At 58.3% G+C, this 13,709-nt stretch carries 12 protein-coding genes and 1 pseudogene; 9 read left to right on the top strand and 4 right to left on the bottom strand.

What is annotated here, in order from left to right; genetic code table 11:
* Nucleotides 1–16: 16 nt before the first annotated feature.
* Entirely contained in the window at nucleotides 17–433 is a 417-nt protein-coding gene (locus tag ACW5W8_RS13605; RefSeq protein ID WP_498628316.1) for a hypothetical protein, read from the top strand.
* A gap of 87 nt (nucleotides 434–520) precedes the next feature.
* Here the strand turns inward: ACW5W8_RS13605 and ACW5W8_RS13600 are convergent, their stop codons facing one another.
* Entirely contained in the window at nucleotides 521–1,423 is a 903-nt protein-coding gene (locus ACW5W8_RS13600; protein ID WP_498628315.1) for a LysR family transcriptional regulator, read from the bottom strand.
* A gap of 109 nt (nucleotides 1,424–1,532) precedes the next feature.
* Here ACW5W8_RS13600 and ACW5W8_RS13595 point away from each other — a divergent pair, with 109 nt between their 5' ends.
* The 4 genes from ACW5W8_RS13595 to ACW5W8_RS13580 all read left to right on the top strand — a co-directional run bounded on the left by ACW5W8_RS13595 (nucleotide 1,533) and on the right by ACW5W8_RS13580 (nucleotide 4,523).
* Nucleotides 1,533–2,093, top strand: a complete 561-nt coding sequence (locus tag ACW5W8_RS13595; RefSeq protein WP_498628314.1) for a YceI family protein — start codon at nucleotides 1,533–1,535, stop codon at nucleotides 2,091–2,093.
* Nucleotides 2,093–2,830, top strand: coding sequence for a hypothetical protein (locus ACW5W8_RS13590; protein WP_498628313.1), 738 nt, complete (start codon nucleotides 2,093–2,095; stop codon nucleotides 2,828–2,830). The genes ACW5W8_RS13595 and ACW5W8_RS13590 overlap by 1 nt, the downstream gene beginning before the upstream one ends.
* Before the next feature lie 182 nt (nucleotides 2,831–3,012).
* Nucleotides 3,013–4,137, top strand: coding sequence for an adenosylhomocysteinase (locus ACW5W8_RS13585; protein WP_498628312.1), 1,125 nt, complete (start codon nucleotides 3,013–3,015; stop codon nucleotides 4,135–4,137).
* A gap of 77 nt (nucleotides 4,138–4,214) precedes the next feature.
* The gene (locus tag ACW5W8_RS13580) at nucleotides 4,215–4,523 is read left to right on the top strand and encodes an Rdx family protein (RefSeq protein WP_498628311.1); all 309 of its coding nucleotides are present in this window, start codon (nucleotides 4,215–4,217) and stop codon (nucleotides 4,521–4,523) included.
* Between the two features lie 114 nt (nucleotides 4,524–4,637).
* Here ACW5W8_RS13580 and olsF read toward each other — a convergent pair whose 3' ends face one another.
* Together olsF and pepT are read right to left on the bottom strand one after the other, a co-directional pair.
* Nucleotides 4,638–6,347 carry a bifunctional ornithine lipid synthase OlsF gene (olsF, locus tag ACW5W8_RS13575; RefSeq protein ID WP_498628310.1) on the bottom strand — a complete coding sequence of 570 codons (1,710 nt, stop codon included), beginning with the start codon at nucleotides 6,345–6,347 and terminating at the stop codon, nucleotides 4,638–4,640.
* A gap of 212 nt (nucleotides 6,348–6,559) precedes the next feature.
* Nucleotides 6,560–7,783 carry a peptidase T gene (pepT, locus tag ACW5W8_RS13570; RefSeq protein ID WP_498628309.1) on the bottom strand — a complete coding sequence of 408 codons (1,224 nt, stop codon included), beginning with the start codon at nucleotides 7,781–7,783 and terminating at the stop codon, nucleotides 6,560–6,562.
* Between the two features lie 1,012 nt (nucleotides 7,784–8,795).
* On the opposite strand from pepT, the gene speA reads away from it, so the two are divergent.
* The 3 genes and pseudogenes from speA to ACW5W8_RS13555 all read left to right on the top strand — a co-directional run.
* On the top strand, nucleotides 8,796–10,697 hold the full coding sequence (gene speA / locus ACW5W8_RS13565; protein ID WP_498628308.1) for a biosynthetic arginine decarboxylase: 1,902 nt from the start codon (nucleotides 8,796–8,798) through the stop codon (nucleotides 10,695–10,697).
* A 270-nt stretch (nucleotides 10,698–10,967) separates the two neighbouring features.
* Nucleotides 10,968–11,156, top strand: a complete 189-nt coding sequence (locus ACW5W8_RS13560) for a hypothetical protein (RefSeq protein ID WP_429035212.1) — start codon at nucleotides 10,968–10,970, stop codon at nucleotides 11,154–11,156.
* A gap of 122 nt (nucleotides 11,157–11,278) precedes the next feature.
* A pseudogene (locus tag ACW5W8_RS13555) lies at nucleotides 11,279–11,950 on the top strand (IS4 family transposase); the annotation flags it as partial.
* An 85-nt stretch (nucleotides 11,951–12,035) separates the two neighbouring features.
* On the opposite strand, the gene ACW5W8_RS13550 reads toward ACW5W8_RS13555, so the two are convergent.
* A complete protein-coding gene (locus ACW5W8_RS13550; protein WP_498628307.1) occupies nucleotides 12,036–13,142 on the bottom strand; it encodes an LPS O-antigen chain length determinant protein WzzB in 1,107 nt (368 codons plus the stop codon).
* Between the two features lie 217 nt (nucleotides 13,143–13,359).
* Between ACW5W8_RS13550 and ACW5W8_RS13545 the strand changes: the two genes are divergently transcribed.
* Entirely contained in the window at nucleotides 13,360–13,524 is a 165-nt protein-coding gene (locus ACW5W8_RS13545; protein WP_498628306.1) for a hypothetical protein, read from the top strand.
* The last annotated feature ends 185 nt before the right edge of the window (nucleotides 13,525–13,709 follow it).

Below are 13,709 nucleotides of genomic sequence, written 5' to 3'. Positions count from 1 at the left end.
TATAACGGGCAATCCAATGACGAAAACGATTTTATTTGGTGAGGGTGAGGTTCGTCAGAATCCTGTTCTGCTGGATCTTAACGAACTCTATCATCCCCCCAAACAGCCGATAACGGCGCTGGGGATTGTCAGCGCACTGGTGCCGTTGTTCGGTTTCGGCTGGCAGGCGATGACCCAGGACCCTGAAACCCAGCTGCGCCACGAGATCCGCAAACGGGTCAACAAGCACAAGACCGACGAGGCAAACCTCATTTTGATCCTGCAGCTTGCCGCCATGTTTGACTGCCCCGAGATTGAAGTGGCGCTCCCCTATGCTCTCAGTGAGCAGCAGTTGTCGGTGATCCGCACCCGACTGCCACGCTGGCAGTTGTGTCTCGAGCAGGAGCGTCTGCTGGCGAAACTGGCACCGGCTGTGATGCCTACTCGCGGCTAGGTTGCCCGCTTGGGGCTCGGTTTATCGTCGGCTAACCCCGCCGGACAGTCAGTGTGTCCAGTGTGTCGTGGTTCACCGCGCTGGCCATCAGGTCGGCGCATCCCACTGTTGCGGGGCGAGATAGCGCTCCTGCACGAATTCGATAAAGCAGCGCACCTTGGCCGAGACGAAGCGGCGGTGCGGATAGACTGCATAGAGCCCCACCTCCCCCTTCTCCCACTCCGGCAGCAGGCTGACCAGCCTGCCATCCTGCAAGGCTTCCCCCACGATAAAGGTGGGCTGCAATATGATGCCCTGATCATCACAAGCGGCGCGAGTCAGCGCCACCCCGTTGTTGGCCCGCAGCGGCCCCTGTGGCCGGATGCTCTGCTGCTCGCTTCCCTGTTTGAAGTGCCACTCCGGCTGGGTCAGGGTGTAGATCAGACAGTCGTGCTGCTTGAGATCCTCGGGTTTTTCCGGTCTGCCCTTGCGCGCCAGATAGGCGGGGCTGGCGCAAAGCTCGACCCGAATGGTGGCAAGCTGGCGCGCCACCAGCGAGGAGTCGCTGAGGTGGCCGATCCGCAGCGCCAGATCGAACCCCTCTTCCACCAGCGCCACCCTCCGGTCGCTGTACTCGATATCGAGCTTGAGATCGGGAAAGCGCTGGCGAAACAGCGGCAGGGCGGGGGAGAGGTGCAGATAGCCAAAATCCATCGGCACCGAGAGCTTGAGGGTGCCGTTCGGCTGCTGGTTGTGGTGGGTCAGCTGGCTGTGGGTCTCTTCCAGCTCAGCCAGCAGGGCGAGGGAGCGCTGGTAGTAGAACTGGCCCGCTTCGGTGGGATTGACCTGGCGTGTAGTGCGCGACAGCAGCCGGGTGGCGAGGGATTCCTCCAACTGCTGCATCAGTTTGGAGGCCATGGCGACCGAGATGCCGAGCTGGTTGGCGGCCTTGGTAAAGCTCTGGCACTCCACCACCTTGATAAAGGTGCGCATGGCGGCGATCTGGTCCATTTTCCATCCTCAGTAAATAATGAATTTAATAAATCACTGATTATTCATCTTCAGAACGAGGTTAGCATTTTAACCACTGATGTGAACCCCAAGATGAAGGAACGAACGGATGAAAATGACCAAGGCTCTGCTGGCCTCCTGCCTGTTTATGGCGACCCCTCTGATGGCGGCGGATTACGACGTGGATGCAGCGCACACCACGGTGCAGTTCAAGGTGGGTCACCTGGGCTTCTCCGAACTGGTGGGTCGCTTCAACACCTTCAGCGGTACCTTCAGCATGGATGACGCCAACCCGGCGGCGGCCAAGGCGAGCTTTGAAGTGGATGCCGCCAGCGTCGACTCCAATCACGAGGCCCGCGACAAGCACCTGCGCAGCCCCGATTTTCTCGACGTGAAGCAGTATCCCAAGATGACCTTCGTCAGCTCCGCTTACGAGGGCACCAAGGATAAAGGCGTGCTGAAAGGGACCCTGACCCTGCACGGCGTCTCCAAGGAAGTGGCTTTCGATCTGGTCAAGATCGGTGAGGGCAAGGATCCCTGGGGCGGCTACCGCAGCGGCTTCAACGCCGCCACCACCATCAAGCGCAGTGACTTTGGCGTGAGCTACATGCTGCCCGGCATCCCGGACGAGATGAACATCAACCTGTTTGTCGAAGGCGTGCGCAAGTAATGGGCGCGGAACTTCTGCTGCAAACCCTGGCGGCTCCTCTGGGAGCCGCTTTGCTATCGTGGCGCTGGCCGCGACTGGGTTATCTGTGGGGCGCGCTGGCGCTCTGGCTGGTGGGCTCCTTGCTCGGCGGTCTCTATGGTATTCCGGCCAAGGCGTGGCAGTGGCTGCCGCTGACCCTGCTGGTGCCCGCCATTGCGGCTCAGGTGAACGATTTGCGCGGTTCACTGCTGCTCTTTGCTGTGTTCAGTGCGCTGGTGTGGTGGCAGGGATTGGCCTCGGTACTGGCGAGCGAACCCGGGATCTGGCTGGCTCTGCTGCCCGCCATCCTCTGGTTTGGTTGGAGCGGTCTGCGCGGTGACAGCCGCGAAGGGCTCGGGTTTGCCCTCGGCTTTATCTGGTTGGCGCTGGTGATTGGCATCGATGGCAGTCTGTTGATTGCTCAGCTGGCCGGTGCTCTGGCCGCTTTCGCCGGTTTTCGCGCCCTGCTCGACACCTTTGTTGGCATCAAGGCTGCACCCGCCGGTCTGGCGCTGGCACTCGCTTTTGTCCAGATGCTCGCCTGGCAATATGTGGAGGTGCCGCTAGTGGTGTTGCTGCCGGTCTGGTTGCTGCCGCTGCTGGAGTGGGTGTTGCGTGACAAACCCTGGCCAGTGCGTTGGGGTGGGCTGATCTTGCTCGCAGCGGCGGGAACAGGGCTCAGCCTGTGGTGGGTGTGGCCTGCTGCTTCTTTGTACTGATTTTTGCATGAAAAACAGGCAATTACAGTCATTTTTGCATACTCGCTCATACTCTTGGTAGATAATGATTGAGCCCCATATGTGTTTCAGATAAAAAGGATTTTCATTTTATTTGGACACACACAGAACCCGGCCGCGCCGGGTTCTGTTTGCCTGCTTTGCGGCACATAAGGAGGCCACAGTTGCGCAGTCAAGGATCTGAGCATCTGTTTTTTCGCCATTTCACCGGACAGGGACGTATCGACGGTCTCTGCATTCTGCTGGTCACTCACCTGCTTCCCGATCGCCCCCGTTTTATCGACGCTCTCGGTCAGATTGGACGGATTGGTGCCATTTTGCCCAAACCGAAATCGGTACACGGTCCGACCCTGGAGTGGGTATCCCAGCACTATCCGGTGCTGCCCCTCAACCGGCGCTGGACCAATGAACCCGACAGCATCATCCAGCAGATTGCGCCGCTGGTGGCCCCCCACGAGCGGCTGCTGATCCTCGATATCGGTGGTTACTTCGCCAGAACCCAGACAACCCTCAGCGAGTATTTCGGTCCCCGTTTTCTCGGGGTGGTGGAGATGACCGAAAACGGCCATCAGCGCTATGAGCAGGAGGTGCTGGCGACCCCGGTGGTGTCGGTAGCGCGCAGCCCCCTCAAGCAGGCCGAGGATATCCAGATTGGTCTGAGCGTGGTCTATTCCGCCGAGTCGCTGGCCCGCACCCTCAACCGCACCTTCAACGTCTGCGAAGCCGTGCTGTTTGGTTATGGCAAGGTGGGGCGCAGCATCGCCCGTGATCTACGATGTCGCAACCTTCACCTAGGGTTGGTAGAGACCGACGTATTGCGTCAGGTCGAAGCGCTCTCCCACGGTTTTCGTCTGATCACCAAGGCCGAGGCCTTGAGCCGCGCCGAGCTGGTGATCTGCTCCACCGGCAACGGCTCGCTCGATCTGGCGGATCTGCAACAGCTGCGCCCCGGCACCATGGTGGCCTCGGTCACCTCAGCTGATGACGAGTTTGCCTTCTCGCTGGCCCAGTTGCCGTGGCCGAGCGAAGAGGTGTGCCCTCATGTGCTGGCCCTCAACCGGCCGGACGGCACCCAGATCTACCTGCTCAACCGGGGCGAGGCGGTCAACTTCGTTCATGGCGCCGTGATTGGCGAATATGTCTATCTGGTGCTGGCGGAGATCATGGAGGGGATCCGGATGCTGGCGGCAGGCCCTCTTGCTCCCGGCCTGTTCGAGCTGCCAGAATCGGCGATGCGTACCATTGCCCGCCATTGGCTGGCCGATTTTCATGGTGTTGATCAGCACTGATTTGACCAAACCGGGAGCGGCCATTGGGCGGCGGTACGCTACTTCCCGCCATTGGCCGCTTTTTTATGGAGTCACTCATGACCGAGTCTGAAACCCTGATCAGCAAACCCCGCATCGAAATCCGCTACTGCACCCTTTGCCGCTGGATGCTGCGCGCCGCATGGCTGGCGCAGGAGCTGCTCTCCACCTTCGACAGCGAGCTGGGCGAGGTGGCGCTGGTGCCCGCCAGCAAGGGGGAGTTCCGCATTCTGGTGGGCGGGGTGCAGGTGTGGGATCGGGTGGTCGATGACGGCTTCCCCGAGGCCAAGGTGATCAAGCAGCGGGTGCGCGATGTCATCGCACCCGAGCGGGATCTGGGCCACTCGGATCGCAAGGCGGCCGAGTAACGCCAGATGGGCCGAGCGCCTCGAAAAGGTGCTGAGCATGAGATCGAAAGGAGAGGGAGGCCATGGCCTCTCTCTCCTTTTTTGCATTTGGCTGTTTGCCTGGTGCCTGCAGGGTTATAAGCGCGGCTCGGCCAGATGGCTGCCGATATAGCGGGCCCGCTTGTGGGGCTTGATGCGGCTCACATCGACCCACACCAGCCCGTCGATGCAGTGGTTGAAGTCGGGGTCGATGCCAAAATCCATAAACTGCACCCCGCCCGGCTCGCACAGCTCGGAATACTGCTTGTAGAGGGTGGGGATAGCGCAGCCCAGATTGTCGAGGCGGGCCTTGAGTGCTTTGAGATCGGTGCCGTAATCCAACCCCTCGAACAGAGGCTGCGTCTCGGGGTAGGGACGGCGGGAGGGGGCCAGCGTCAGCTCGGGGGCAAAGTGCTTGCGGTAGAAGCTCACCAGCAGGTCCTTGGCCGCCGGCGGCAGGCTGCCGGAGAGCGACACCGGGCCAAACAGGTAGCGGTAGCGGGGATAGCGGGCCAGATAGGCACCGATGCCGAACCAGAGATAATCGAGCCCCCGCTTGCCCCAGTAAGCGGGCTGGATAAAGCTGCGGCCAAGCTCGATGGCCTGCTCCAACCGGGGCAGCAGCTTATCCTCAAAGCCGAACAGGGTGTGGCTGTAGAGGCCATCCTTCCCCTTGCTGGCCAGCAGCTCGGCCACCGGGGCGAACCGGTAGGCACCGATAATATCGAGCCGGGCCGGATCCCAGAGGATCAGGTGGTGATAGTCGTTGTCAAAGCCATCGAGGTCCCGCCGCTTGCCGGATCCTTCCCCCACCGCGCGAAAGGCGATCTCCCGCAGTCGCCCCAGCTCGCGCAGGATCACCGAGTGGCTCAGTTCATGGCGGCGGTAGAGGTAGATCCCCTGACCATCCGGGGTGGTGCCGAGCTGTTCGCAGCTTTCGATGGCCTGTTTGAGCTGGCGGCGATCCTCCGGCAGGGCGATGGGGGCCTCGGTCTGCAGCCGTCCCGCCTTGCCACGGCCAATTCGGTAGAGGTGGTTGCGCACCAGCCGCGCCGCCGTCTTGGCGGGTAGATCCTGAAAACTGCCGAGCGGAATGCGCGCTCCTATGGTCACCGGCAGGGTTTGCCCCTGCTGGCGAAATAGCTGGCGTACCAGCAACAGGGCGGAAGCGGGCTTGTTGAGCCAGGAGGCGAGATAGAACCAGAGGCTGTTGCGCCCTCCCAGATGGATGGGCACCAACGGGGTGCGGGTGCGTTGGGCCAGCTTGATAAAGCCTGCCTGCCAGGGGCCATCTTTTACCCCCTTGAGGCCAAGCCGCGAGACTTCACCTGCGGGGAAGATCACCAGCGCCCCTTCATGGGCGAGGTGTTCGTTCATGGCGAGGATGGCTTGCCGATCGGTCTTGCCCTCCATATTGTCCACCGGCAATAGCAGAGGGCGCAGCGGCACGAGCTGGGCCAGCAGCTGGTTGGCGACGATCTTCACATCGGGGCGGATGCGGCCGAGCAGTTGCAGCAGCGCCAGTCCATCCAGCGAGCCGATGGGGTGGTTGGCGACTAGAATGACCCGGCCGCTGGCGGGAATATGCTCCAGCTGCGCCTCGCTGACCCGATAGTCGAAATCGAGCTGGGTCAGCGCCTGCTCGACAAAGTCGAGGCCGCGAAGGTGCGGATAGCGGGTGGCAAAGTCGGCAAAGGCACGTTCGTTGAGCAGCCAGCCCAGCAGCCGCTTTAACAGCGGGGTGAGCAGGGGGTAGCCAAGCAGGCGGGGGAAGTGCTGGGTCAGCAGGGTATCGATAGTGAACATCTGGTGGGCTCCGGCGATCCGTTGCTCCCAGCATGATGTGACACTGTTCCCGCGACATGTCAGCGGGATGACAGTTTGATGGCAGCGGCAGCCAGTAGCTCCTGAGCGACCCTCCCCCGGTTTCCCTTTCCTGATGGGTGATGCCAGATAGCAAGGGGGGAGCCGGTAAACCGGCTCCCCCCTTGATGGTCGTGGTAATGATAGCGACCCGATTAACCGCGCCAGGCTGCGGTGAGGCGTACCAGTTCCACCAGGGTGGTGACCGATTTCTCCATGGATTGCAGCGGGATGAACTCATGCTTGCCGTGGAAGTTGTGGCCACCGGTGAAGAGGTTGGGGCAGGGCAGACCCATAAAGGAGAGGCGGGCGCCATCGGTACCGCCGCGAATGGGCTTGATCTTCGGCACCACGTCGGCGGCCTCCATGGCGGCGCGGGCCAGCTCGACGATATGCATGTGCGGCTCGATCTGGCTGCGCATGTTGCGATAGCTGTCGGTCAGGGTCAGCTCAATGCGGGCCTTCGGATACTCGGCCTGCAGGGCGGCAACCCGGCTCTGCATCTCGGCTTTGCGTGCGGCGAAGTGCTCGTCGTCGAAGTCACGGATGATGTAGTGCAGGGTGCTCTCCTCCACGTTGCCGCTCATCTGAGCCAGATGGAAGAAGCCCTCATACCCGTCGGTACACTCAGGGGTCTGCTCGGCAGGCATGGCGGCGTGGAAGCGGGCGGCCAGGGTCTGGCTGTTGATCATGCTCCCCTTGGCGGTGCCGGGGTGGACGTTATTGCCGATAAAACGCACCGTGGCGCTGGCGGCGTTGAAATTTTCATACTCCAGCTCACCCAGTTCGCCGCCATCCACGGTATAGGCCCACTTGGCCGGGAATCTCTCCAGCGGGAACAGGTTGGCGCCGCGGCCAATCTCTTCATCCGGGGTAAAGCCGACCCAGATATCGCCACGCGGGATCTCGGGGTGGGCCTGCAGGTGGTCGATGGCGGTGAGGATCTCGGCGATGCCCGCCTTGTCGTCGGCGCCCAGCAGGGTGGTGCCGTCGGTGGTGATGAGATCCTGACCCAGGTAGTTTTTCAGAAAGCGGTAGTCACGGATGGCGAGCACCTCGTCACCCTTGCCAAGGCAGATGTCGCCGCCCTGATAGTTTTCGATGATCTGGGGGTTGACCTGCTCCGCCTCGTAGTCGGCGGTATCCATGTGGGCAATCAGGCCGATGGCGGGAGCATCCGGCTGGTTGCCCGGCAGGCAGCCGGTGAGGTAGCCGTGCTCATCCAGAGTGACTTGGGTCAGCCCCAGCGCTTCCATCTCCCCTTGCAGGGCGCGGGCGAAGATCAGCTGCCCCTCGCTGCTCGGGCAGGCGGGATTGGTCTCGTCAGAGCGGGTATGAAAAGTCACGTAACGCAAAAAACGCTCAAGCAGGGTATCCATTAATCAGCCTCCGGTTGTGAGTGGTCATTGTGGCCAATCCGTGCGGGGCACTCATTGCGTCAGCGCAGGTTTTTCCCATTTTTTGACGCAAGGGGAGAGCGGCGAATGTGCGGCGCGCGGCGCAACGTCCGGGAGGGAGATCGCATAAATGTGGTATTTATTGCGATATTTAGGCGCTGGTGGTGGCGGCCAAATTCCCCTCAGCGACCGCACAGCAAGGCGTCAGCCCAACCATGGCGTTTTCGCACACTTTTCAAGGGGAAACCGGGCTGTCGCATAACCTGCGCCATCCCAGAGCCCGCCTGCCCGCCAGCAAGATTTGATCGACTTATTAAAAGGAGATTTTGAACACTATTTTTTATTGTCACTGCCCGCGGTAAGTGTGTACACTCCGCGCCGATCCAAGGGTAACCCTGAAGCAGGCAGAGCCGCCAGAAACCCGACCGATCATACGCCTATAGGGCGAGGCACGCAGAAACGACAGACACTGCTGGGGAATGGTTTCTTTAATACCGGTTAGGCTCCGGTATCAGGGAGAACAACAGACTCTCATCCTTCATTTGACCGAGTGGGCCACCGGCTCATCATCTTCCCTTGTCATGGGCGGTCACTGGATATGAGCTGGGCTGTGGTTGTTGTCGTCTATCAACACGCACGCATGCGTGCTGGCGCCTTCGCTTCTCTTCCTTGGAACCCTCTCCTGCTGTCGGGATCGCTGCCGAATGATGAACGGACGACGTGGCTGATGTCGTCTGTCATCAAAGTACCGCGGCGCAACGTAAAGTAGCACCGCATACCGTTGAGCTTGATGTAAAGCCACCAGCCCCACATCAAGACTCGTTACTTCCCAAGATCCACCAGGCAGCCTCTGGCTTGCCGCGATGTGCAAAGGGTTGGTTTGGGTGGCTGCGTCTCGTGATGGCAGCGCTCGCCGTACTCTGCACTAGATGGTCTGGATGTGATTGAGGGTAACGAAGGCGACTTTGGGTCGCTCATTTGCGAGGCATAGCCCATGACTAACTGGTCCAGCAAGGACTCCTTGAAGGTCTACAACGTTCCCTACTGGGGTGCGGGTTTTTTCAATATCAATGACGCCGGTCATGTGACCGTCGCCCCCGACAAATCACGCCCTGACGCACATATCGTGCTCTCTGACGCCATCGAACAGTTGCGTCAGTCCGGGCTGACCACCCCCGTGTTGCTGCGCTTCCCCGACATCCTCAAGAGTCGGGTCGATGCGCTGTTCAACGCCTTTGGTCAGGCCATCGAGAAGTCAGGCTATGAAGGGGACTACCTGTGCGTTTACCCGATCAAGGTAAACCAGCAGCGTCGTGTCATCGAGACCATCAGCCAGTCCTACAGCGACAAGCCCCGGCTTGGCCTGGAAGCTGGTTCCAAACCGGAACTGCTGGCCGTGCTGTCCCATCACCATGAGCAAGGCTCGGTGATCGTCTGCAACGGTTACAAAGACCGCGAATATATCCGCCACGCCCTCTTGGGCAACCTGATGGGCCACAAGGTCTACATCGTGGTGGAGAAGCCCTCCGAGCTGGAAATGGTGCTGGACGAGTCAGCTCGTCTCAATATCAAGCCCAACATCGGGGTGCGTGCCAAGCTCGCTTCCACCGGCTCCGGCATGTGGGAATCGAGCGGCGGCTCCATGTCCAAATTTGGTCTCTCTGCCTCCCAGATCCTGGCGCTGATCGAGCGTCTGCGCGGGCTGGGCAAGCTGGATTGCCTGCAACTGCTGCACTTCCATCTGGGCTCCCAGATCGCCAATATCCGCGACATTCAGGGCGGCATCCGCGAGTGCGGTCGTTTCTACGCTGAACTGCGTCGCCTCGGTGCCAACATCGAGGTAGTGGACGTCGGTGGCGGCCTGGGGGTGGACTACGAGGGAACCCGTTCCCAGAGCCACTGCTCCGCCAACTACAGTCTCTCCGAGTACGCCAACAACGTGGTGTGGGGTATCGGCGATGTCTGCCGCGAGTTCGACCTGCCGCACCCGACCATCATCAGCGAGTCTGGCCGAGCCCTGACCGCCCACCACGCCGTGCTGGTCACCAACATCATTGGTGCCGAAGGGGTGGAGATGAACGACATCAGCGCGCCGGACGAAGATGCACCGACCATTCTGCAAAACATGTGGAAAGGCTGGCTGGATCTGCGTAGCGAAGATCCCTCCCTGCTGGAGATCTTCCATGACTCGGTGGCAGATCTGGGTGACGTGAATGCCCAGTACACCATGGGCCTCTTGAACCTTGAACAGCGTGCCTGGGCCGAGATGCTGCACCAGAACACCTGTCTGGCGCTCAAAGAGATGCTCAACCCGGTCAACCGCAACCACCGTGCGCTGGCTGACGAACTGAGTGAAAAGCTGGCGGACAAGTGCTTTGCCAACTTCTCTCTGTTCCAGTCTCTGCCGGATGCCTGGGGTATCGGTCAGGTATTCCCGGTGATGCCGCTGGCTGGTCTCGATCGTCCGCTTAGCCGTCGCGGTATCCTGATGGATATCACCTGTGACTCCGACGGTCAGGTCGAGCACTATGTTGACGGTCTGGGGGTCGAGAGCACCCTGCCGATGCCGGTCTACGGCGAGAACGAAGAGTGCCACGTCGGCTTCTTCCTGGTCGGTGCCTATCAGGAGATCCTCGGCGATCTGCACAACCTGTTCGGTGACACCCACTGCGCGGAAGTGTGGCTGGACGAAGAGGGCAAGATGGACATTCGCAACGTGGTGCGCGGCGATACCGTCGACCAGCTGCTGCGTTACGTCAACATCGACCCGTCCGTCATTCGCGAGAACTACCAGCGGATCGCCTCCCACCCGGCGCTGGACGACGCAACCCGCAAAGCCCTGCTCGACGAGCTGGAGCTGGGTCTGCAAGGCTACGCCTATCTGGAAGACGAATAAGCCTACCGGCTTGCCCTCTCTGTTGAGGGAAAATGAAAAACGGCGCATGCGGGCGCCGTTTTTGTTGTTGCAGTTCCTACCCAGCGATCTGTTTGCCCTTCCCCTATCGTCATTCGGATAGCGGTTGGCCGCTCCGGGTCCCGCAGGCCACAGATCTGGTAAATATCTGTCCCTTTCAGCCGCTTCCCTTGATCTGCATCAAGCTTGAATCTTGGTGGTTATTTTACGGTCAGGAGTGATGTTGATGGGATGTAACAAAAGGATGTGCATATGGAACTGAAAAGGGACCCGAGATGCTATACCGACGTCTGTATCGACGGTAAGTGGTATCACTACGACCACTGCAGCACCAACGTCTACATGCTAATGGGAGGCGCCGCGCCGAGCCTTCAGCTGGCCTATGAGCCGAGCAGCGAAGAGGAGCTGATCGAGATGCTCCAGCAGCAGGGGCGCTTCTAAATCACCGAATTGATGTCTTGCCATATGGCCATCGGGCGCGTTGCCACGATGGCCACCACTCTTCACCGCTGTACCTTATCTCAGCGGTTTTTATTGCCCAATAACCCCTTGCCAAGCTCTAGCATGGCGAGACTGCCTATCCGCAGGTGCGCATGTTTTGCCAAATGGAGCTCACTAGCCATCTGCTTGTTCAGGCTGTCGGCGCCGTCAACGAGATGGTGCTGGCTGAGCAGCTTATCGTGCGCACGCCAGACCACTCACTGACCCTGTTCGACAAGGGGTTCTATTCGCTTGGCCTGCGCCATGCCTGGCAAACCGCGGGCTGCGAGCGGCACTGGCTGCTGCCGCTCAAAAAGGGCACACAATATGAGGTGGTGCGCCAGCTGGGGTGTCAGGATGTGCTGGTGCATCTAAAGACCTGTCCACAGGCATACAAGAAGTGGCCACAACTGCCGGACACGGTGGAAGCCCGCTTGCTGACTCGCACTATCAACGGTAAGGAGCTGCAGGTACTGACCTCGATGGTTGACCCGATGCGCTTTTCGAGCGCCGATATTGTTGAGATCTACAGCCATCGCTGGAAAATCGAACTGGGCTATCGGGAGATGAAGAACAGTCTGCAACAAGATCGACTGACCCTGCGTAGCAAGAAGGCGGCGAGCCTGAAGGGGGACATGGCGAGGCGGTTTGTGCTGCCGGAACGAAGGGAGCGAAGTTATTCCCACTGCGTGAAGCCAAGACCACAGCGGTATAGTGTGAAAAAAGCCAATAAAAACAATGCCAGTCAGGCTTAACTGACTGGCATTAGGCCCTTTGGGGCCGTTTTGCTGTTATCTAAAAATTAAGGATAAAGGCGAGGAATGTGTCTGCTCGACATTCTCAGCTGGCATTGGCCAGCAGGGATGGGTGGAAATCATGTTCCGGTTCTGTTTTATTGCAACGTTGCTGAATTGCATGTTGAAGCAGCACCAGTGTAATACCCAACATTCCTCCCAACATGGCAGCAAGGATGACGATCAGCGGACGCTTGGGTTTATCACGGCTAAGCGGTGTGCTTGGGGTATCCAGATAAGTGAATGGGCTGAGTGTTAGTTTACCAATATTGATGCTCTTCAGTCGGGCGAGTTGTGCATTCAGCTCCATTATCTCTGGCTGATATTCTTCGATCCTCAGCGACTTGAGAATGTTTAACTTTCGAGCCAATGCATCCTGACCAAGAGTGATTGGGAAGCGGTCGCCGTAGTTGAAATTTACCAATGGCTTGTTCACTTTGGCTGCTTTGGCAATACTCATACTGTATTCGATGCTGTCTATCTCTCTGGATAAGGCGCGTTGTGCATCTTCGGTTTTCAGCCTTATTTCCAATTTAAGCGTGTTGATCTGGCTTTGTCGATTGTTCTCTAGAATGTCGAGCTGATCTTGGCCTTGTAACCGAACGATATAGTCAATATACCCCGTCAGCATGGAGAGGGAATCTTCCTTGTTAAAGAAAGAAAAAGAGAGGTGGGTGCCAGGTTCTTCCCCTTTTTTATCTTCAGGGGCAAGTTTCATCCATTCTGACCACTGTTTCAGCAGCAGCTGTTGCTGCTGGTTATTCAAGTTATTCTTGGCCACATATTCTTTGAACGGTGTAGTACTCTGTAAGTAATTTTTAATGTTGTTGTAAGACTTGAATTCCACCAAGAATTCATTATAGATGGAGTTGTTATTTTTGACACCACTCAGCCCCAATAAATTAAACTTATCCCTCAGCCTATCAAGTTCCAGAGTATCGAGTGGCTTGGGTTGATAAATAGTAGCATGAGTGGTCCATTGCTCCGGTGCGAGCACCGCATACAACACACCTATGCCACCGAAAATAAAGGTTGCAAGTAAAATTTTCGACTTTTTCTTCCACAGGAGCGTGAAAAACTCCAAAAGATTGACCTCATCATCTTGCTTGCCAATCATCCCGTAATTGTTTGTTTTGTTAATTTGATTAAGCATGGTTTTATTGGTCTTAATTTGTCGCAGGTGTCTTTTATAACGTATTTGAGACCTGTATTCATCTGTTTGTTTATAAACTAGCGCAGTTAGACATACTCTCATGCTATGAAGTTAATATATTCCATCATATCTCGAGTGCTTTTTGTGCATTCCTTTGGTTAGTTATGTTTATTGTTTGTGTGGTGTTGAGTTGCCATGAAAATGGTGAGTGAATGTAATGTTTTACACGATCAGTATCGACGGTAAGTGGTATCACTACGACCACTGCAGCACCAACGTCTACATGCTGATGGGAGGCGCTGCGCCGAGCCTTCAGCTGGCTTATGAGCCGAGCAGCGAAGAGGAGCTGATCGAGATGCTCCAGCAGCTGGGGCGCTTCTGACTTACCGAATTGATGTCTTGCCATATGGCCATCGGGCGCGTTGCCACGATGGCCACCACTCTTCACCGCTGTACCTTATCTCAACGGTTTTTATTGGCTATGTCCCAATTACGTGTTGCATGGGGTGCCCCAGCGCCTCATGCAAACATGCTTTGATATTCACGCCCCTCCCGTAACGTTCCAGC

It is taken from the genome of Aeromonas aquatilis, assembly GCF_054052405.1.
The sequence above is the reverse complement of the archived record's forward strand: the minus strand, read 5'-3'. Positions and strand labels throughout refer to the sequence as shown.